The sequence below is a fragment of the Streptomyces sp. SDT5-1 genome, from assembly GCF_052245995.1.
Classification (GTDB): domain Bacteria; phylum Actinomycetota; class Actinomycetes; order Streptomycetales; family Streptomycetaceae; genus Streptomyces.
The window spans coordinates 5346377-5362902 of record NZ_CM125963.1; the positions used below are offsets into that span (position 1 = coordinate 5346377).

General features: G+C 71.3%; 13 protein-coding genes. 9 read left to right on the forward strand and 4 right to left on the reverse strand.

Features of this window, described 5'->3' with window-relative positions:
- The first annotated feature begins 46 nt into the window (after window positions 1-46).
- From ACTWJ8_RS24810 to argG, 8 genes are all read left to right on the forward strand, one after another.
- Complete coding sequence (locus ACTWJ8_RS24810; protein WP_356374265.1) at window positions 47-1156, forward strand: threonine synthase; 1110 nt, start codon at window positions 47-49, stop codon at window positions 1154-1156.
- Window positions 1157-1307: 151 nt separating this feature from the next.
- On the forward strand, window positions 1308-2060 hold the full coding sequence (locus ACTWJ8_RS24815; RefSeq protein WP_356374263.1) for a GntR family transcriptional regulator: 753 nt from the start codon (window positions 1308-1310) through the stop codon (window positions 2058-2060).
- Window positions 2061-2214: 154 nt separating this feature from the next.
- Window positions 2215-3933 carry a purine-cytosine permease family protein gene (locus tag ACTWJ8_RS24820; RefSeq protein WP_356374261.1) on the forward strand — a complete coding sequence of 573 codons (1719 nt, stop codon included), beginning with the start codon at window positions 2215-2217 and terminating at the stop codon, window positions 3931-3933.
- Window positions 3934-4161: 228 nt separating this feature from the next.
- Window positions 4162-4356, forward strand: a complete 195-nt coding sequence (locus ACTWJ8_RS24825; RefSeq protein WP_356374259.1) for an SPOR domain-containing protein — start codon at window positions 4162-4164, stop codon at window positions 4354-4356.
- Window positions 4357-4377: 21 nt separating this feature from the next.
- Window positions 4378-4788, forward strand: coding sequence for a (deoxy)nucleoside triphosphate pyrophosphohydrolase (locus tag ACTWJ8_RS24830; protein ID WP_443260315.1), 411 nt, complete (start codon window positions 4378-4380; stop codon window positions 4786-4788).
- Between the two features lie 145 nt (window positions 4789-4933).
- On the forward strand, window positions 4934-5347 hold the full coding sequence (locus ACTWJ8_RS24835) for an ATP-binding protein (RefSeq protein WP_443260316.1): 414 nt from the start codon (window positions 4934-4936) through the stop codon (window positions 5345-5347).
- Window positions 5348-5612: 265 nt separating this feature from the next.
- On the forward strand, window positions 5613-8297 hold the full coding sequence (locus ACTWJ8_RS24840) for a SpoIIE family protein phosphatase (RefSeq protein WP_443260317.1): 2685 nt from the start codon (window positions 5613-5615) through the stop codon (window positions 8295-8297).
- Between the two features lie 92 nt (window positions 8298-8389).
- Window positions 8390-9826 (forward strand): argininosuccinate synthase, encoded by a 1437-nt coding sequence (gene argG / locus ACTWJ8_RS24845; RefSeq protein ID WP_443260318.1) that lies wholly within the window; start codon window positions 8390-8392, stop codon window positions 9824-9826.
- Window positions 9827-9955: 129 nt separating this feature from the next.
- Here the strand turns inward: argG and ACTWJ8_RS24850 are convergent, their stop codons facing one another.
- Genes ACTWJ8_RS24850 through ACTWJ8_RS24865 form a run of 4 tightly spaced genes read right to left on the reverse strand, consistent with a single transcriptional unit; the run spans window position 9956 to window position 13846 of the window.
- Window positions 9956-10723, reverse strand: coding sequence for a succinate dehydrogenase/fumarate reductase iron-sulfur subunit (locus ACTWJ8_RS24850; protein WP_356374249.1), 768 nt, complete (start codon window positions 10721-10723; stop codon window positions 9956-9958).
- Complete coding sequence (locus ACTWJ8_RS24855) at window positions 10720-12651, reverse strand: fumarate reductase/succinate dehydrogenase flavoprotein subunit (protein WP_443260319.1); 1932 nt, start codon at window positions 12649-12651, stop codon at window positions 10720-10722. Before ACTWJ8_RS24855 ends, ACTWJ8_RS24850 begins: the two co-directional genes overlap by 4 nt.
- On the reverse strand, window positions 12651-13493 hold the full coding sequence (locus ACTWJ8_RS24860; protein WP_356374245.1) for a hypothetical protein: 843 nt from the start codon (window positions 13491-13493) through the stop codon (window positions 12651-12653). Before ACTWJ8_RS24860 ends, ACTWJ8_RS24855 begins: the two co-directional genes overlap by 1 nt.
- Window positions 13494-13549: 56 nt before the next feature.
- Window positions 13550-13846, reverse strand: a complete 297-nt coding sequence (locus ACTWJ8_RS24865) for a hypothetical protein (RefSeq protein WP_356374243.1) — start codon at window positions 13844-13846, stop codon at window positions 13550-13552.
- A 315-nt stretch (window positions 13847-14161) separates the two neighbouring features.
- Between ACTWJ8_RS24865 and ACTWJ8_RS24870 the strand changes: the two genes are divergently transcribed.
- Window positions 14162-16447: an ABC transporter family substrate-binding protein gene (locus ACTWJ8_RS24870; RefSeq protein ID WP_443260320.1), complete on the forward strand. Its 2286-nt coding sequence runs from the start codon at window positions 14162-14164 to the stop codon at window positions 16445-16447.
- The last annotated feature ends 79 nt before the right edge of the window (window positions 16448-16526 follow it).

Consider the following 16526-nt stretch of genomic DNA (forward strand, 5'->3'; position numbering starts at 1 on the left):
GGTTCGGCAATATCAGCCCCGTCGGCTCCCGCTTAACCTCGACCCCATGAGCCCGCCCACCTACTGCCCCGCCGACGGCACCCGCGTCCCCGCCGACTCCCTCGCCTGGTGCTGCCCCACCTGCCGCGGCCCGCTCGACCTCGACTACTCGCCCACCCCCGGGCCCCTCAAGTCCCTCACCGGCCGCACCAACTCGATGTGGCGCTACGCCGAATGCCTCCCGCTCCCGAAACCGGACTGCACCCTCGGCGAAGGGCGGACGCCCCTCGTCCCGCTCACCCCCGACGTGGACGCCAAGCTGGACTTCCTGACGCCCACCCTCTCCTTCAAGGACCGCGGGGCGGTGATGCTGGCCGCTCTGGCGACCCGCCTCGGCCCCGACCGCGTCATCGCCGACAGCAGCGGAAACGCCGGCACGGCCATCGCCGCCTACTGCGCCCGCGCCCGCCTGGCCTGCACCGTCTACGTCCCCGAGGCCACGTCCGCGAAGAAGCTGGAGCAGATCCGCGCCCACGGCGCCCACCTCGAAGTGGTCCCGGGCGACCGCGAGGCGACGGCCCGCGCGGCCCGCGCCGCGGCCGACGAGGACGGCGTGTTCTACGCAAGCCACGTCCACAACCCGTACTTCCTCCACGGCACGAAGACGTACGTCCACGAGATCTGGGAGGACATGGGAGGCCGCCTCCCGGACATCCTGGTCCTGCCGGTCGGCAACGGCACGCTCCTGCTCGGCGCCGCCCTCGCCGTCGCCGAACTGCACCACGCGGGCCTCATCGACCGCCGCCCCGCCCTGCACGCCGTGCAGTCCGCCGCCGTCGCCCCGCTGGCCCGCGCCTGGCAGGCCGGTGCCGACGACATCGTGGTCGACCCGGCCCCCGAGCCGACCGTCGCCGAGGGCATCGCCATCCCGAACCCGCCGCGCGCCCGCCAGATCCTGCGCGCCGTACGGGAATCCGGCGGCGCCTTCCACACGGTGACGGAGGACCAGATCAGGCACGCCCAGCTCGATCTCGCGTCGCGCGGCCTGTACGTCGAGTCGACCGCGGCGGTGTGCTGGGCCGCCACCCGCGAGGGCGGCGCGCTCGCGGGACGGAGCGCGGTGGTCCCGCTGTGCGGGGCCGGCCTCAAAACGGGACTCGCACCGATGTATGAATGATGCACTACCTGGGGAAAGTCGCTGCGTAAAGAGCTCTGACCTCGGAAGTCATCACATCGAGTGATTCTCTGGCCTTTGCTTGCACCGCTCAACCCACGGTTGCCACGCTGTTGCTGTCTGTCAATCTGATGGGGATCTGAGGGGACAACCAGTGACATTCGGTGAGCAGCCGGCGTATCTCCGCGTTGCGGGTGATCTCCGCAAGAAGATCGTCAGTGGATCGCTGCCGCCGCACACCCGCCTCCCCTCACAGGCCAAGATCCGCGAGGAGTACGGGGTTTCGGACACGGTGGCCCTGGAGGCCCGCAAGGTCCTCATGGCGGAGGGCCTCGTCGAGGGCCGGTCCGGCTCGGGGACGTATGTGCGCGAGCTGCCCGTGCCGCGCCGGGTGGCCCGCTCCGGATACCGGCCGAGCAGTGGTTCCACGCCGTTCCGGCAGGAGCAGGCCGACCCGGACGCGCGCGGCACCTGGGAGTCGCGCAGCGAGCAGATAGAGGCGGTCGCCCCTGTCGCGGAGCGGCTCGCGATCCGCGCGGGCGACCGCGTGATGCGCACCAAGTACGTGTACCGGGACGCGGGCGAGGCGATGATGCTCGCGACCTCCTGGGAGCCGCTGGCCGTGACGGGGCGCACCCCCGTGATGCTCCCGGAGGAGGGTCCGCTCGGCGGCTGCGGCGTGGTCGAGCGGATGGCGGCGATCGACGTGATCGTGGACAACGTGACGGAGGAAGTGGCCGCCCGCCCCGGCCTCGCCGAGGAGCTGAGCGCGCTCGGCGGGGTGCCGGGCCATGTCGTGATCGTCATCCACCGGACGTTCTTCGCCTCCGGCAGGCCGGTCGAGACGGCCGACGTGGTGGTCCCGGCGGACCGCTACCGGATCGCGTACCACCTGCCGGTGAAGTAGCCCGCCCGCACCGGCCCGTGTGATCCCGAGTTAACCGGGCCCCAACTCCCGTAACAGGCAGGCAATCGAGCCCTGCCGCCGCTTGTCATGTACGGCTCCTAACTTCCGTCTCCGTGCGCAGTCGGCGCACAGCCGACGGAGGACGGGAGCCGCCATGACCGACACCGCCGTACCCCACGCAGGCCCGGCGTCAGGGGCGCCGCCCGAGCCGCCCGAGGGGCAGCAGTCCAAGCGCAGCTACGCCAAGCTGGCGGCCGACGAGTCCCGCGAGGACTACTCGCTGCGCTACGCCCCGCACTCCTACCGCCGCTGGTCGCCGACCATGGTCGCGTCCACCGCCCTCGGCGGCATCGCCTACCTCGCCGACTTCGCGATCGGCGCGTCCATCGTCTTCACGTACGGGTTCACCAGCGGCCTCGCCTCGATCCTGTGCGCGGCGACGATCATCTTCACCACCGGCATCCCGATCGCCCGCGCCTGCGCCAAGTACGGCCTGGACATGGACCTCATCACGCGCGGCGCCGGGTTCGGCTACTTCGGCTCGACGCTCACGTCCCTGATCTACGCCTCGTTCACCTTCATCTTCTTCGCGCTCGAAGGCTCGATCATGGCGCAGGCGATGCACGAGGTCGCCGGACTCCCGCTGCCCATCGGGTACTTGCTGACGACGCTGATCGTGATCCCCATCGTGTTCCGCGGGATGGGCGCGCTCGCGAAGGTGCAGGCGTGGACGCAGCCGGTCTGGCTGATCGGTCTGGTCCTGCCGTTCGTGATCCTGCTGTTCCACTCGCCCGGCTCGTTCGGGGCGTTCACGCACTTCGGCGGCACCGAGGGCGCCGGCAGCGGCTTCTCCTGGATCGGCTTCGGGCTCGGCACCGGCGTCGCGCTCTCGCTCATCGCGCAGATCGGCGAGCAGGCCGACTACTTGCGCTTCATGCCCGCCAAGACGGAGTCGAACAGCAAGCGGTGGAATCTGGCCGTTCTCGCGGCCGGGCCCGGCTGGGTGATCATCGGCGCCGCCAAGCAGCTCGGCGGCGCGCTCCTGGCCTTCGTGGCCCTGGAGGCGGTCGGCAAGACGCACGCGCTCGAACCCATCGCGCCGCAGGTCGAGGCGCTCAAGCCGTGGCTCGGCTCGGTGGCGCTGCCCGTCGCCGCGCTCTTCGTGGTGGTCTCGCAGATCAAGATCAACGTCACCAACGCGTACAGCGGCTCGCTGTCCTGGTCGAACTTCTTCTCCCGCGTGACCCACCGTCACCCGGGCCGCGTCTGGTACATCTTCCTCAACCTCGCCATCGCGCTGACGCTGATGGAACTGAACATGTTCGCCGCCCTGAACAAGCTGCTCGGCTTCTACTCGAACGTGGGCATCGCCTGGATCGCGGCCGTCGCCGCCGACCTCGTCATCAACAAGCGGGTGGGCTGGAGCCCGCCGTACATCGAGTTCAAGCGGGCGTATCTGTACGCGGTGAACCCGGCCGGGTTCGGCGCGATGGTGATCGCGTCGGTCGTCTCCATCCTGGCGTTCTTCGGGCTCTTCGGTGACTACGCCGAGGCCTTCTCCACCTTCATCGCCGCAGGTCTCGCCCTGATCCTGTGTCCGCTCATCGCCTGGGCCACGAAGGGCAGGTACTACCTGGCGCGGCCCAACCCGGTGAACGGTCCCGGCGTCGAGGTCCCGGACGTCACCGCCACCCACACCTGCGGCGTCTGCGAGACGGCGTACGAACTCCCGGACATCGCCGACTGCCCGGCCCACTCCGGGCCGATCTGCTCGCTCTGCTGCTCCCTCGACGCCCACTGCGGCGACGCCTGCACCAAGAAGCCCACGGGCGAACCGGTGTTGATGCCGATGCCCACCGTGCGCGCCGACTGAGTCCGCGGCACGGTTCCGAGGGGGCGCATCCGCCGGATGCGCCCCCTCGGTCTGTCGTCCGCGTGTTCGGACATTGGCTTGTTGCGTATCTCTTTGTGCCAATCCGTATCCGGTGAGTAAAGGTCAGGCGTAGGCTCGGGCATATGCGGGTTGCGGTTTCCTCGGGACTGGGAGGCAGGGGGCGCGATGCGAGTCGGGGCCGGGACGGTCAGGGAGGGGCGGGGCGCGATGAATGACAGCACGACCACACTTCCGTGGCTGGTCATCCGCGAGGACGACAACGGAAACCGCTACCGGGTGGGCCGTTACGCCACGAAGGCGGAGGCCCAGCGCATGGCCGACAGCCTCGACGACCGCCGCGGCCACCAGCCGACGTACTGGGTGGAGCGCCTGGGGCAGGGGCGGAACAACACGGTGCGCTGACGGAGTCATAGGCTCCGGCGCATGCCCCTTGAGTCACCGTCACCGACCACCGTGGTGGTCGCCGCCGCCCTGTACGACACCGAAGGGCGGCTGTTCGCGGCCAGGCGCAGCGCGCCGCCCGAGCTCGCCGGCCGCTGGGAGCTGCCCGGCGGAAAGGTCGAGCCGGGGGAGGGGCCGGAGCACGCGCTGGTGCGCGAGTTGCGCGAGGAGCTCGGCGTCGAGGCCGAACCGCTCGCGCGGGTGCCCGGCGAATGGCCGCTGAAGCCCGGATACGTGCTGCGGGTCTGGCACTGCCGGCTGCGCTCCGGTGATCCGCGCCCCCTCCAGGACCACGACGAGCTGCGCTGGCTGACGGCCGACGAGATCTGGTCCGTGGACTGGCTCGACCAGGACGTGCCCGCGGTGAAGGAAGCCCTGCGCGAGCGCGCCTGACGGGGCTCGCGCCCGCTTCCCACGCGCCTCGCCTACGCCGTCCGTGCCACGGCGCACCCCACTTCGCGATAGCACACCACTCCGTCCGGGTATATCCCGATTAACCCTATGAAACCGGACACGGCTCTCTCTGTGGGCCAGGGAAGTGATCCGCGTGCTCGACACCGAAGGCGACTGCGCCGAGTGGGCCTTTCCCGCCGATCCGTCGGCGGTCCGCAGGGCGCGCGCCCAGGTGCGTACGCAGCTCGTGGAATGGGGACTCGAGGAGCTGGCGGACATCGCCGCGCTGCTGGTCAGCGAGCTGGTGACCAATTCCCTGCGGTATGCGTCCGGACCCATCGGCGTACGCCTCGCGCGCCCGCCACGCTCGCCGGGTGTGCTGCTCGTGGAGGTCTCCGACCCGTTGCCCGACCCGCCCTGTGCCCGCACGGCCGCCCCCGACGAGGAGGGCGGCCGCGGACTGCATCTGGTGTCCGAGGTCTCCCGCCGCTGGGGCACCCGGCCCGGCGCGGACCACTCCGGAGGCAAGACGGTCTGGTTCGAGCTGTCGCTGCCTTGAAGGGGCGCGTCCGGATCGGTGCCCGTTCCCCGGTTAGGAGCGTCCTGAGTGGGACAGACGCGGGGGTGAGAGGCGGGTGTGAGACGACGTGTGTGGGCGCACCCGCACTCTGGGTACGGAAACAGTCGATCCCGACGGGCCAAAAAGCGTCGGGAGCATGGTGTGATCGTGAACACCGTGTTGCGCGGCTCCGTAGTGCTGGATACTGCGTGCAGCCGCCCCGGTGACCGGTGCCGGACGCGGTGAGCTGGAGGGGACGGTTCGCGTGAGCGAGATACCAGCGAAGGGCAGGGTGTCCGAGGGCTCCGACGCCGCGGGCACGGAGCTGCCGGAACCGATCCCGGAACCGGCGGCGGTCGCCCCGCGCGCGCCGGGCGACGAGTCCCTCGGCAGGGCCGACCTCTGGCAGCCGAGCCCGCCCGGTTCGATCTACGACTACATCAAGGTGGCCTCCTTCTCGATCGGCCCCGACGGCGCGATCGACCAGTGGAGCAGCCGCGCGGCCCAGCTCTTCGGGGTCCTGCCCGAGGACGCCGTGGGCAAGGACCCCATCGAGGCGTTCGTCGCGGCGGACCTGCGCGAGCGCGGCCACCGCAAGATGGCGGAGATCCTGGACGGCCAGGAGTGGACGGGCGTCGTGCCCTTCCGGATCCCGGAGTCCGAGGATCCGGAGGCGGGAGCGGAGCGGTCCGCGCGGCCCTCGGGGGCAGGACCGACCGGGCTCGCCGAGGTGTACGTCATGCCGACGACCACCGAGTCCGGCGAGCGGGCCGCCGTGTGCATCGTCGTCGACGTGCGTACCCTGCGTCACATCGAGACCGACCTCGCCGCGTCGCAGGCGATTTTCGGCCAATCCCCCTTCGGTTTCCTGCTGTTCGGCACCGACCTCAAGGTCCAGCGCACCAACCGCACCTTCACCTCCGTCTTCGGCGGCCACGTCGACGACCACCGCGGCCGCACCGTCCACGACTACCTGCCGCGCCACGAGGCGGACCGCGTGCAGGGCGCGCTGCGCCGGGTCCTGGAGACCGGCGACGCGGTCACCGACATGCAACTCGTCGGCCCCGCGCCCGAATCCACCGAGCGGCGCCACTGGTCCATCAACCTCTACCGCGTGCACAGCGGCTCGGGCCGGCCCATCGGCGTCGCGGGGCTCGCCACCGACGTCACCCGCAGGCACGCCGCCGCCCGTGAGGCCGCGCACGCCCGCCGCAACCTCGCGCTCCTGAACGAGGCCGGCTCCCGCATCGGCAACTCGCTGGACCTGGAGACCACCGCCCGCGAACTCCTCGACGTCGTCGTCCCCGGCTTCTGCGACCTCGCGTCCGTCGACCTGTACCAGGGGCTGCTCGCGGGCGACGAGACGGCGCAGTTCCGGCACAGCCTCGCCGACGGCAGCGCCGAGCTGCGCAGGGTCGCCGCCGCGAGCGCCGTCGCCGACGTACCGTTCCTCGACCTGGGGGGCGACGCTCCCGTCAACGTGGGGGCGGTGCACCGGTACTCGTTCAACTCGGCCTGCGCGCACGCCCTGCGCACCGCGCGGCCGCAGACCCTGCCCGTCGAGCAGCGCGGCCTCGTGCAGTCCACGCTCGCCGTGCCGATGGTCGCGCACGACACGGTCGTCGGCCTCGTGCAGTTCTCCCGTACGAAGGGCAGTGAGCCGTTCACCGAGCGGGACAGGGCGCTCGCCATGGAGCTGGCCGCGCGCGCCGCGGTCTGCATCGACAACGCGCGCCTGTACCGCCGCGAGCACGAGCGCGCGCTCATACTCCAGCGCTCCCTCCTGCCGCCGGACGACCCGGAGGCCGCGGGCCTCGACATCGCCTGCCGCTACCGGCCGGGCAACGCGGCGACGGAGGTCGGCGGCGACTGGTTCGACGTCATCGAACTCCCGGGCCACCGCACCGCGCTCGTCGTCGGCGACGTCATGGGCCGCGGGCTGCGCGCCGCCGTCGCCATGGGCGAACTGCGCACCGCCGTACGCACGTTGTCCCTGCTCGACCTCGAACCCGCCGAGGTGCTCAGCGCGCTCGACGAGATCGCCCGCGGCCTCGGCACCCCCGGCGGCGCCCAGCAGGGCACACGCCAGGCCCGCACCGCCCGCTCCTTCGGCGGCGAGGACCTCTCCGAGGTGTACCTCGCGACCTGCGTCTACGCCGTGTACGACTCGGTCACCCGGCGCTGCACGTTCGCCAACGCGGGCCACCTCCCGCCGGTCCTCGTCGAACCCGGCGAGGGCGCGCTCATGCTCGACGTGCCGCCCGGCATGCCGCTCGGCGTCGGCGGCGAACCGTTCGAGGAGGTCGAGGTGGAGCTGCCGGAGGGCGCGCTGCTCGCCCTCTACACGGACGGCCTCGTCGAATCCCGCGACCACCCGCTCGACGAGGGCCTCACCGCCTTCCGGGCCGCGCTCGACGACCCCTCCCCGGCCCTCGAGGACGTCTGCGACCACGTCCTCAACACCCTCGACACCCACCACGGCGAGGACGACATCGCGCTCCTCATGGCCCGGGTCCAGGGGCTGCCCAAGGGGAACGTCGGCGACTGGACGCTGCCGCGCGAGCCGAAGTCCGTCGGCAGGGCCCGCGAGTACGCGCGGGCGCAGCTGGTCGACTGGGACCTCGAAGCCCTCGTCGACACGACGGAGCTGCTGGTCAGCGAGCTGGTCACGAACGCGCTGCGGTACGGCGAGGGCGACATCAGGCTGCGCCTCCTCCTCGACCGCACGCTGGTGTGCGAGGTGTGGGACGCGGGCCTCGTGCAGCCGCGGCGGCGCCGGGCCAGGGACACCGACGAGGGCGGGCGCGGGCTCCAGCTCGTCGGGCTGCTGAGCGCGGCGTGGGGCTCGCGGCGGACGCCGCGCGGCAAGACGGTCTGGTTCGAGCTGCCGCTGCCGGACGGGGACTCGGGGCTCGCGGACCCGACGGAGGCGCTGCTCAGCCTGTTCTGACGGCCGTCGGACGGGGGCTCGCGCGTGGTGACGCCGAGCACATCGCCGCGACCCCCGTTGCATGGTCATGCATTCTCATGCATACTCTTCCTATGTCCAAGGTCCTCACCTCCCTCCCGGCCGGCGAGCGCGTCGGCATCGCCTTCTCGGGCGGCCTCGACACGTCGGTCGCCGTCGCGTGGATGCGCGACAAGGGCGCCGTCCCGTGCACGTACACCGCCGACATCGGCCAGTACGACGAGCCCGACATCGACGGTGTGCCCAGCCGCGCCAAGCAGTACGGCGCGGAGATCGCGCGCGCCGTCGACTGCAAGGCCGCGCTGGTCGAGGAAGGTCTGGCCGCGCTGACCTGCGGCGCGTTCCACATCCGCTCCGGCGGTCGCGCGTACTTCAACACGACGCCGCTGGGCCGCGCCGTCACCGGCACGATGCTGGTCAAGGCGATGCTCGAGGACAACGTCCAGATCTGGGGCGACGGCTCGACGTACAAGGGCAACGACATCGAGCGGTTCTACCGCTACGGCCTGCTCGCCAACCCGAACCTGCGGATCTACAAGCCGTGGCTCGACGCGGACTTCGTGTCCGAGCTCGGCGGCCGGCAGGAGATGTCGGAGTGGCTGGTCGAGCACGGCCTTCCGTACCGGGACTCGGCGGAGAAGGCGTACTCCACGGACGCCAACATCTGGGGCGCCACGCACGAGGCGAAGACCCTCGAGCACCTGAACGTCTCGCTCGAGACGGTCGAGCCGATCATGGGCGTCAAGTTCTGGGACCCGTCGGTGGAGATCCCCACCGAGGACGTCACCATCGGTTTCGAGCAGGGCCGCCCGGTCACGATCAACGGCAAGGAGTTCGCCTCCGCCGTCGACCTGGTGATGGAGGCCAACGCGATCGGCGGTCGCCACGGCCTGGGCATGTCCGACCAGATCGAGAACCGGATCATCGAGGCCAAGAGCCGCGGCATCTACGAGGCCCCGGGCATGGCCCTCCTCTTCGCCGCGTACGAGCGCCTGGTGAACGCGATCCACAACGAGGACACCGTCGCCCAGTACCACGCCGAGGGTCGGCGCCTCGGCCGCCTCATGTACGAGGGCCGGTGGCTCGACCCGCAGGCCCTCATGATCCGCGAGTCGCTCCAGCGCTGGGTCGGCGCCGCGATCACCGGCGAGGTCACGCTGCGGCTGCGGCGCGGCGAGGACTACACGATCCTCGACACGCAGGGCCCCGCCTTCTCCTACCACCCGGACAAGCTGTCCATGGAGGTCGTCGAGGACTCCGCGTTCGGCCCGGTCGACCGGATCGGCCAGCTGACCATGCGCAACCTCGACATCGCCGACTCCCGCGGCAAGCTCGAGCAGTACGCGGGCCTCGGTCTCCTCGGCTCCGTCACCGGCGCCGCCCAGACCGCGGTCACCGGCCTGATCGGCACGATGCCCGAGGGCGGCGCCCAGGCGATCGCCTCCCGCGGCGAGATCTCCGCGGAGGACGAGGCGCTGGACCGCGCGGCCATGGAATCCGGCACGGACTGACTCCGTCGGTCGACCGGTGACGGGAAGGGCACCCCGAATTCGGGGTGCCCTTCCCGCATGCGGCGGCGCCGTTCGTACACGACGCGGGGCTCTGCCCCGGACCCCGCTGCTCAATCGCCGCAGGGGCTATCAAGCCCGGCGGCGGATCTTGTTGCCGAGCCAGACGATCGGGTCGTACTTGCGGTCCGCCGCGCGCTCCTTCAGCGGGATCAGCGCGTTGTCCGTGATGCGGATGCCCTCGGGGCAGACCTCGGTGCAGCACTTGGTGATGTTGCAGTAGCCGAGGCCGTGGGTGTCCTGGGCGGTGCGCTTGCGGTCGAGGCCCTCGTCGGACGCCGCGTCCAGCGGGTGCATGTCGAGTTCCGCGACACGCATCAGGAAGCGGGGGCCCGCGAAGGCCGGCTTGTTGTCCTCGTGGTCGCGGACGACATGGCAGGTGTCCTGGCACAGGAAGCACTCGATGCACTTGCGGAACTCCTGCGAGCGGTCCACGTCCTCCTGCATCATCCGGTACTCGCCCGGCCCGACCCCGGCGGGCGGCACGAACGCCGGGACCTCGCGGGCCTTCGTGTAGTTGAAGCCGACGTCCGTGACGAGGTCGCGTACGACGGGGAAGGCCCGCAGCGGCGTCACCGTGATCACATCATCACGGCCGAACACCGACATCCGCGTCATGCACATCAGGCGCGGCCTGCCGTTGATCTCCGCCGAGCACGAACCGCACTTGCCCGCCTTGCAGTTCCAGCGCACCGCGAGGTCGGGGGCCTGCGTCGCCTGGATCCTGTGGATGATGTCGAGGACCACCTCGCCGTCGTTCACCTCGACCGTGAAGTCCTCCAGGCCGCCCCCGTCGACGTCGCCCCGCCACACCCGGAAGGCCGCCTCGTAGCTGCTCACTCGAAAAGCTCCTCTTCGGCCAGGTACTTCACCAGCTCCTCCTTCTCGAACAGGGCGAGCAGGTCGGGGCGGATCGGTTCGGTCGTCTCGCGGCTGAGGGTGATCTGGCCGCGCACCGGGTCCGTGGCCGCGAGTCCGCCGCTGGGATCGCGGAGCCGGCAGAGCAGATTGGCCCGCCGCCACTCCCGGTCCATCCCGGGGCAGTCCTCGCGCGTGTGCCCGCCGCGCGACTCCGTGCGCTCCAGGGCGGCCCGCGCCACGCACTCGCTGACCAGCAGCATGTTCCGCAGGTCGAGCGCCAGGTGCCAGCCCGGGTTGAACTGCCGGTGCCCCTCGACCCCGGCCCGCCGCGCCCGCACCCGCAGCTCCGCGAGCCTGCGCAGCGCCTGCTCCATCTCGGGCTCGCGCCGGATGATGCCGACGAGGTCGTTCATCGTCTGCTGGAGTTCCTGGTGCAGGGTGTACGGGTTCTCGGGCGTGACGCCCTCCTCCTGTCCCTCCGCCGAGAACGGCCGCAGCGCCTCGGCCGCCGCGATGTCGATCTGCTCGTCGGCGACGACAGGACGGACCTCGTGCGAGGCCGCGTACGTCGCCGCGTGCAGTCCGGCCCTGCGGCCGAACACCAGCAGGTCGGAGAGCGAGTTCCCGCCGAGCCGGTTGGAGCCGTGCATGCCGCCGGCCACCTCACCGGCGGCGTAGAGCCCCGGCACGCCGCGCGCCGCCGCCGTGTCCGAGTCGACGGCCACGCCGCCCATCACGTAGTGGCAGGTCGGCCCGACCTCCATCGCCTCCGCGGTGATGTCGACGTCCGCCAGCTCCTTGAACTGGTGGTACATGGACGGGAGTCGGCGCCGGATCGTCTCGGCGGGCATGCGCGTCGAGACGTCGAGGAACACTCCGCCGTGCGGCGATCCGCGCCCCGCCTTGACCTCCGCGTTGATGGCCCGCGCCACCTCGTCGCGCGGCAGCAGCTCGGGCGGGCGCCGATTGTGGTCCGGGTCCTCGTACCAGCGGTCGCCCTCCTCCTCCGACTGCGCGTACTTCTCCTTGAACACATCGGGGACGTAGTCGAACATGAACCGCTTGCCCTCGGAGTTGCGCAGCACCCCGCCGTCGCCGCGCACCGACTCCGTGACGAGGATGCCCTTCACGGACGGCGGCCAGACCATGCCCGTCGGGTGGAACTGCACGAACTCCATGTTCAGGAGCGGCGCGCCCGCAAGGAGCGCGAGCGCGTGCCCGTCGCCCGTGTACTCCCACGAGTTCGACGTCACCTTGAAGGACTTGCCGATGCCGCCGGTGGCGAGGACCACGCTCGGCGCCTCGATGACGAAGAACCGACCGCTCTCCCGCTCGTAGCAGAACGTGCCGGAGACCCGGCCCTCCTCGTCCTTGAGGACGCGGGTGACCGTGCACTCCTGGAAGACCTTGAGCCCGGACTCGTAGTCCCCGGTCTCCTTGAAGTCCTGCTGCTGCAACTGCACGATCTTCTGCTGGAGCGTGCGGATCAGCTCCAGGCCCGTACGGTCGCCGACGTGTGCGAGCCGCGGGTACTCGTGCCCGCCGAAGTTCCGCTGCGAGATCCGCCCGTCGCCCGTCCTGTCGAACAGGGCGCCCCACGTCTCCAACTCCCATACGCGGTCGGGTGCTTCCCGCGCGTGCAGCTCCGCCATCCGCCACTGGTTGAGGAATTTGCCGCCGCGCATGGTGTCGCGGAAGTGCACCTGCCAGCTGTCCCCGGAGTTCACATTGCCCATGGAGGCGGCGATGCCGCCCTCCGCCATCACCGTGTGGGCCTTGCCGAACAGCGACTTGCAGATCACCGCCGTACGAGCACCCCGCTCGCGCGCCTCGATCGCGGCCCGAAGGCCCGCGCCACCGGCACCCACCACGACAACATCCCACTGCTGCCGCTCAACCGAACTCATCAGAAAAACCTCGGATCGTCGAAGACGCCGGACGCGACGAGATACACGTAGAAGTCGGCGAGCGCGACGCTCACCAACGAGGCCCAGGCGAGCAGCATGTGACGGGCGTTCAGCTTGCCGACCCAGCCCCAGAGCCGGTAGCGCACCGGGTGCTTCGAGAAGTGCCTGAGCCGTCCGCCGACGATGTGCCGGCACGAGTGGCACGAGATGGTGTACGCCCAGATCAGCACGATGTTGGCGAGGAAGACCAGCGAGCCGAGGCCCATGTGGCCCCACTCGTAGTGCTCGTCGCGGAACGACAGCACGGTGTCGTAGGTGAGGATGCAGGCGACGAGCACGGCCGCGTAGAAGAAGTACCGGTGGATGTTCTGGAGAATCAGCGGGAACCGTGTCTCGCCGCTGTACTTCTTGTGCGGCTCGGCCACCGCGCAGGCGGGCGGCGAGGCCCAGAAGCCCCGGTAGTAGGCCTTGCGGTAGTAGTAGCAGGTCAGCCGGAAACCGAGCGGGAAGATCAGGATGAGCAGCGCGGGGGAGAGGCCCCACCAGCCGCCGAAGATCTCCCAGTTGGGCCCGTGCCGCATCGGCTCGCAGTTGTCCGCGAGGCACGGCGAGTAGAACGGCGAGACGTAGGGGGCCGCGTAGTAGTCGGCGTTCGCGAAGGCCCGCCACGTCGAGTAGACGACGAAGGCGAGCAGTCCGCCCGCGGTCGCGGCCGGGGCCAGCCACCAGCGGTCCGTGCGCAGATGGGGCGCGGCGATCGCGGCACGCGTCCGGCCTCGGACGCCCGTGCCGCCTCGGGTATGGGGTTCTTCGGTACTGGTGGGTTCCGTGCCGGTGGCCAACGAAGCCTCCGCTCGCAGGGACGGGGGATGGGGAGGGCGGTGGACGGGGGGAGCGGTCAGGGGGCGTGCCGGTCCCGCGCGCCGAGCCCCTCGTCGTCCGAGTCGGTCCACAGCGTGGCGTCGTACGGGGCGTCGGGGATCGTCACGAGTTCGGGGCGGTGCGCGGTGCCCGAGCCGGCGGCCGTGGCGCGCAGCAGGGCGACGCTCTCGCGCAGATGCTCGGTGTCGGCGCGCACCCGGCGCAGATCGGGACCGCCCGCCGCGCCCTCGAGCTGGGGCTGGAGCCGCCCCACGGCGCGCGCGAGCTCGTCGACACAGCGCTGAACCGCCGTCAAGTCGTCGTGCAGGGACATGACTTGGCCTCACTTCCGCTGGTGCGGCGGAGTTGCTCATGCGCCTGCGAGTGTCGCGCGTCACATTGCCGTTTGTGAAGGGATCCGTAAGGGATCGGTGCGGATTGCCGGTGCACGCCGGGGGCGCGACCGCGGTTTCGCGCCGCTCCCGCGGGGCGGGGTGACGGTTCGTTGGGCCGCACGAGTGGCTTCCGGGCGGTTCCCGGGCGTGTCGGGCGGCGGCCCCTCCCGCATCCACTTCAGTTGGCCGATAGATGTGATCAGCTCCATATACCGCCAAACGAGACAAACCGGCCAGCCCCGGAGGTACCCGTGATGCCCCACGTCCCCAGGCGCCCAGGAGCCGCCGCACGCTCGGCCGCGTTCCTCGTGAGCGGCGCGCTCGCCGTCACCGCCCTAGCGGGGTGCGGCTCCGACGACAAGGCCGGGCGGCCCGCGGCGGCGCCCGACGTCGCCTCGGCCGCCCGCACCCAGATCAAGGACGGCGGCACGCTGCGGTGGGCCGTCGACGACGTGCCGCAGACCCTGAACGCCTTCCAGGCCGACGCCGACGCCGCCACGAGCCGGGTCACCGGCGCCGTGCTGCCGTCGATGTTCCGGCTCGACGCACAGGGCAGGCCGCAGGCCGACCCCGACTACCTGGAGAAGGCCGAGGTCATCAAGACCGAGCCCAAGCAGGTCGTGCTCTACAAGCTCAACCAGCAGGCGGTGTGGAGCGACGGCCGGGAGATCGGCGCCGCCGACTTCGCCGCCCAGTGGCGCGCGCTCTCCGGAAAGAACAGCGCGTACTGGACGGCCCACAACGCCGGCTACGACCGGATCGAGAAGGTCGAGCGCGGCGCGAACGACCTGGAGGTCCGGGTCACCTTCGCCAAGCCGTACGCCGACTGGCGCTCGCTGTTCTCGCCGCTGTACCCCAAGGACGTCATGGGGACCCCGGACACCTTCAACGAGGGCGCGCGCAAGAGCCTCAAGGTGACCGCGGGCCCGTTCGGCATCGGCACCGTCGACAAGGACGCCGAGCAGGTCACCCTGGAGCGCAATCCGCGCTGGTGGGGCCGCCCCGCCAAGCTGGAGAAGGTGGTGCTCAGCGCGGTGCCGCGCGACGAGCGGCCCGCCGCGCTCGCCGCCGGGAAGCTGGACCTCGCCGACGTCGACCGGGCGGGCGCCGAGCGCATCGCGTACGCCGCCCGGGACAAGGGCTCGTCGGGACCGCTCGCGCACGGACCCGGCGCGGACGTCACATCGGGCGACGCGCTGCGCTCCTGGGCGCGCGCCCACAGCGAGGACTGGGAGGTCGCCGAGGCCGAGATCGAGGCCCGCGCGAAGACCCGCAAGGCCGCCCGGAAGTACGCGAAGGAGCAGTCGAAGCTCGACGGCTTCGTGGTCCGCAAGTCGCTGGAACCCGCCTACACCCAGCTCGCCCTGAACGGTTCGAGCGGACCGCTCGCCGACGAGCGGGTGCGCCAGGCCGTGGCCCGCGCCCTCGACCGCTCCCAGCTCGCCGAGGACGTCCTCAAGCCGCTCGGACTGCCCGCCTCCACGGTCGGCAGCCACCTCGCGCTCGCGGGACAGCCCGACTACGCCGACAACAGCAGCGCCCTCGGCAAGCAGGACGCCGACAAGGCGGAGGCCCTGCTGGCGGAGGCCGGCTGGGTGCGCGGCGGCCCCGTCGAGGGCGAGTCGGCGAAGCCGAAGACGGCCGGCGGCAAGGCGGACCGCGCCGCGGCCGAGTCCAAGGGCGCAGGCGACGGCACGTACATCATGGGCGAGGACGACCAGAAGCCCGGCGACTCCGTGCCGCCGCTGCTCGGCCCCGGACCGCTCGCAGCCGCCCAGCACTCCGCGCTGCTGCACCAGGCCGACGCCGTGAAGGTGCGCTCCGCCGAGCGCGAGGGCAAGCACGCGGGCGACGCCAAGCACGGCACGGCCGCGGGGGCGTACGCGCCGAAGGGGACGCCCGCCCCGCAGCAGGCCGCCGCGAAGGACAGCGACAAGGCCGGTGCCAAGGCGGGCGCCGCCTGGCAGCTCGCCAAGGACGGCAAGCCGCTGACCCTGAACTTCGTGCTGCCGAAGGGCCAGGACACCGAGCAGCTCCAGTCGGTCGCCGACCGGATCTCCCAGATGCTCCAGAAGATCGGCGTACGGACGGACATCACGAAGGTCGACGGCGCGGACTACTTCAAGGACCACATCGCGGCGGGCGAGTACGACCTGGCGCTGTACTCGTGGCCCGGCTCCGCCTACCCGGCGACCGACGCACGGCCGATCTACGCCAAGCCGGTCCCGGCCGCCGACGGCGGGCTCACGGTCGAGCAGAACTACACCCGGGTCGGCACCGACCACATCGACCAGCTCTTCGACCAGGCCGTCGGCGAGCTCGACGAGGAGAAGGAGCGCGAGCTCGTCCGGAAGGCGGACGAGCGCATCTGGGCCGCCGCAGGATCGATTCCGCTCTACCAGCGCCCGGAACTGGTGGCGGCGAGGTCGAACCTGGTGAATGCGGGCGCCTTCGGCTTCCAGGAGCCCTCCTACGAGGACATCGGCTTCCTGAAGCCGGGCGGCAAGCTCGGTGGCTCGCCCGCGCAGGACGGCAACTGACCTGCGGTTTCTCCGGGCGGGTCGGCGCTACGGCGGCGGCCCGCCCGGCCCGGCTGAGCCGGTGTCCCGCGAGACACGT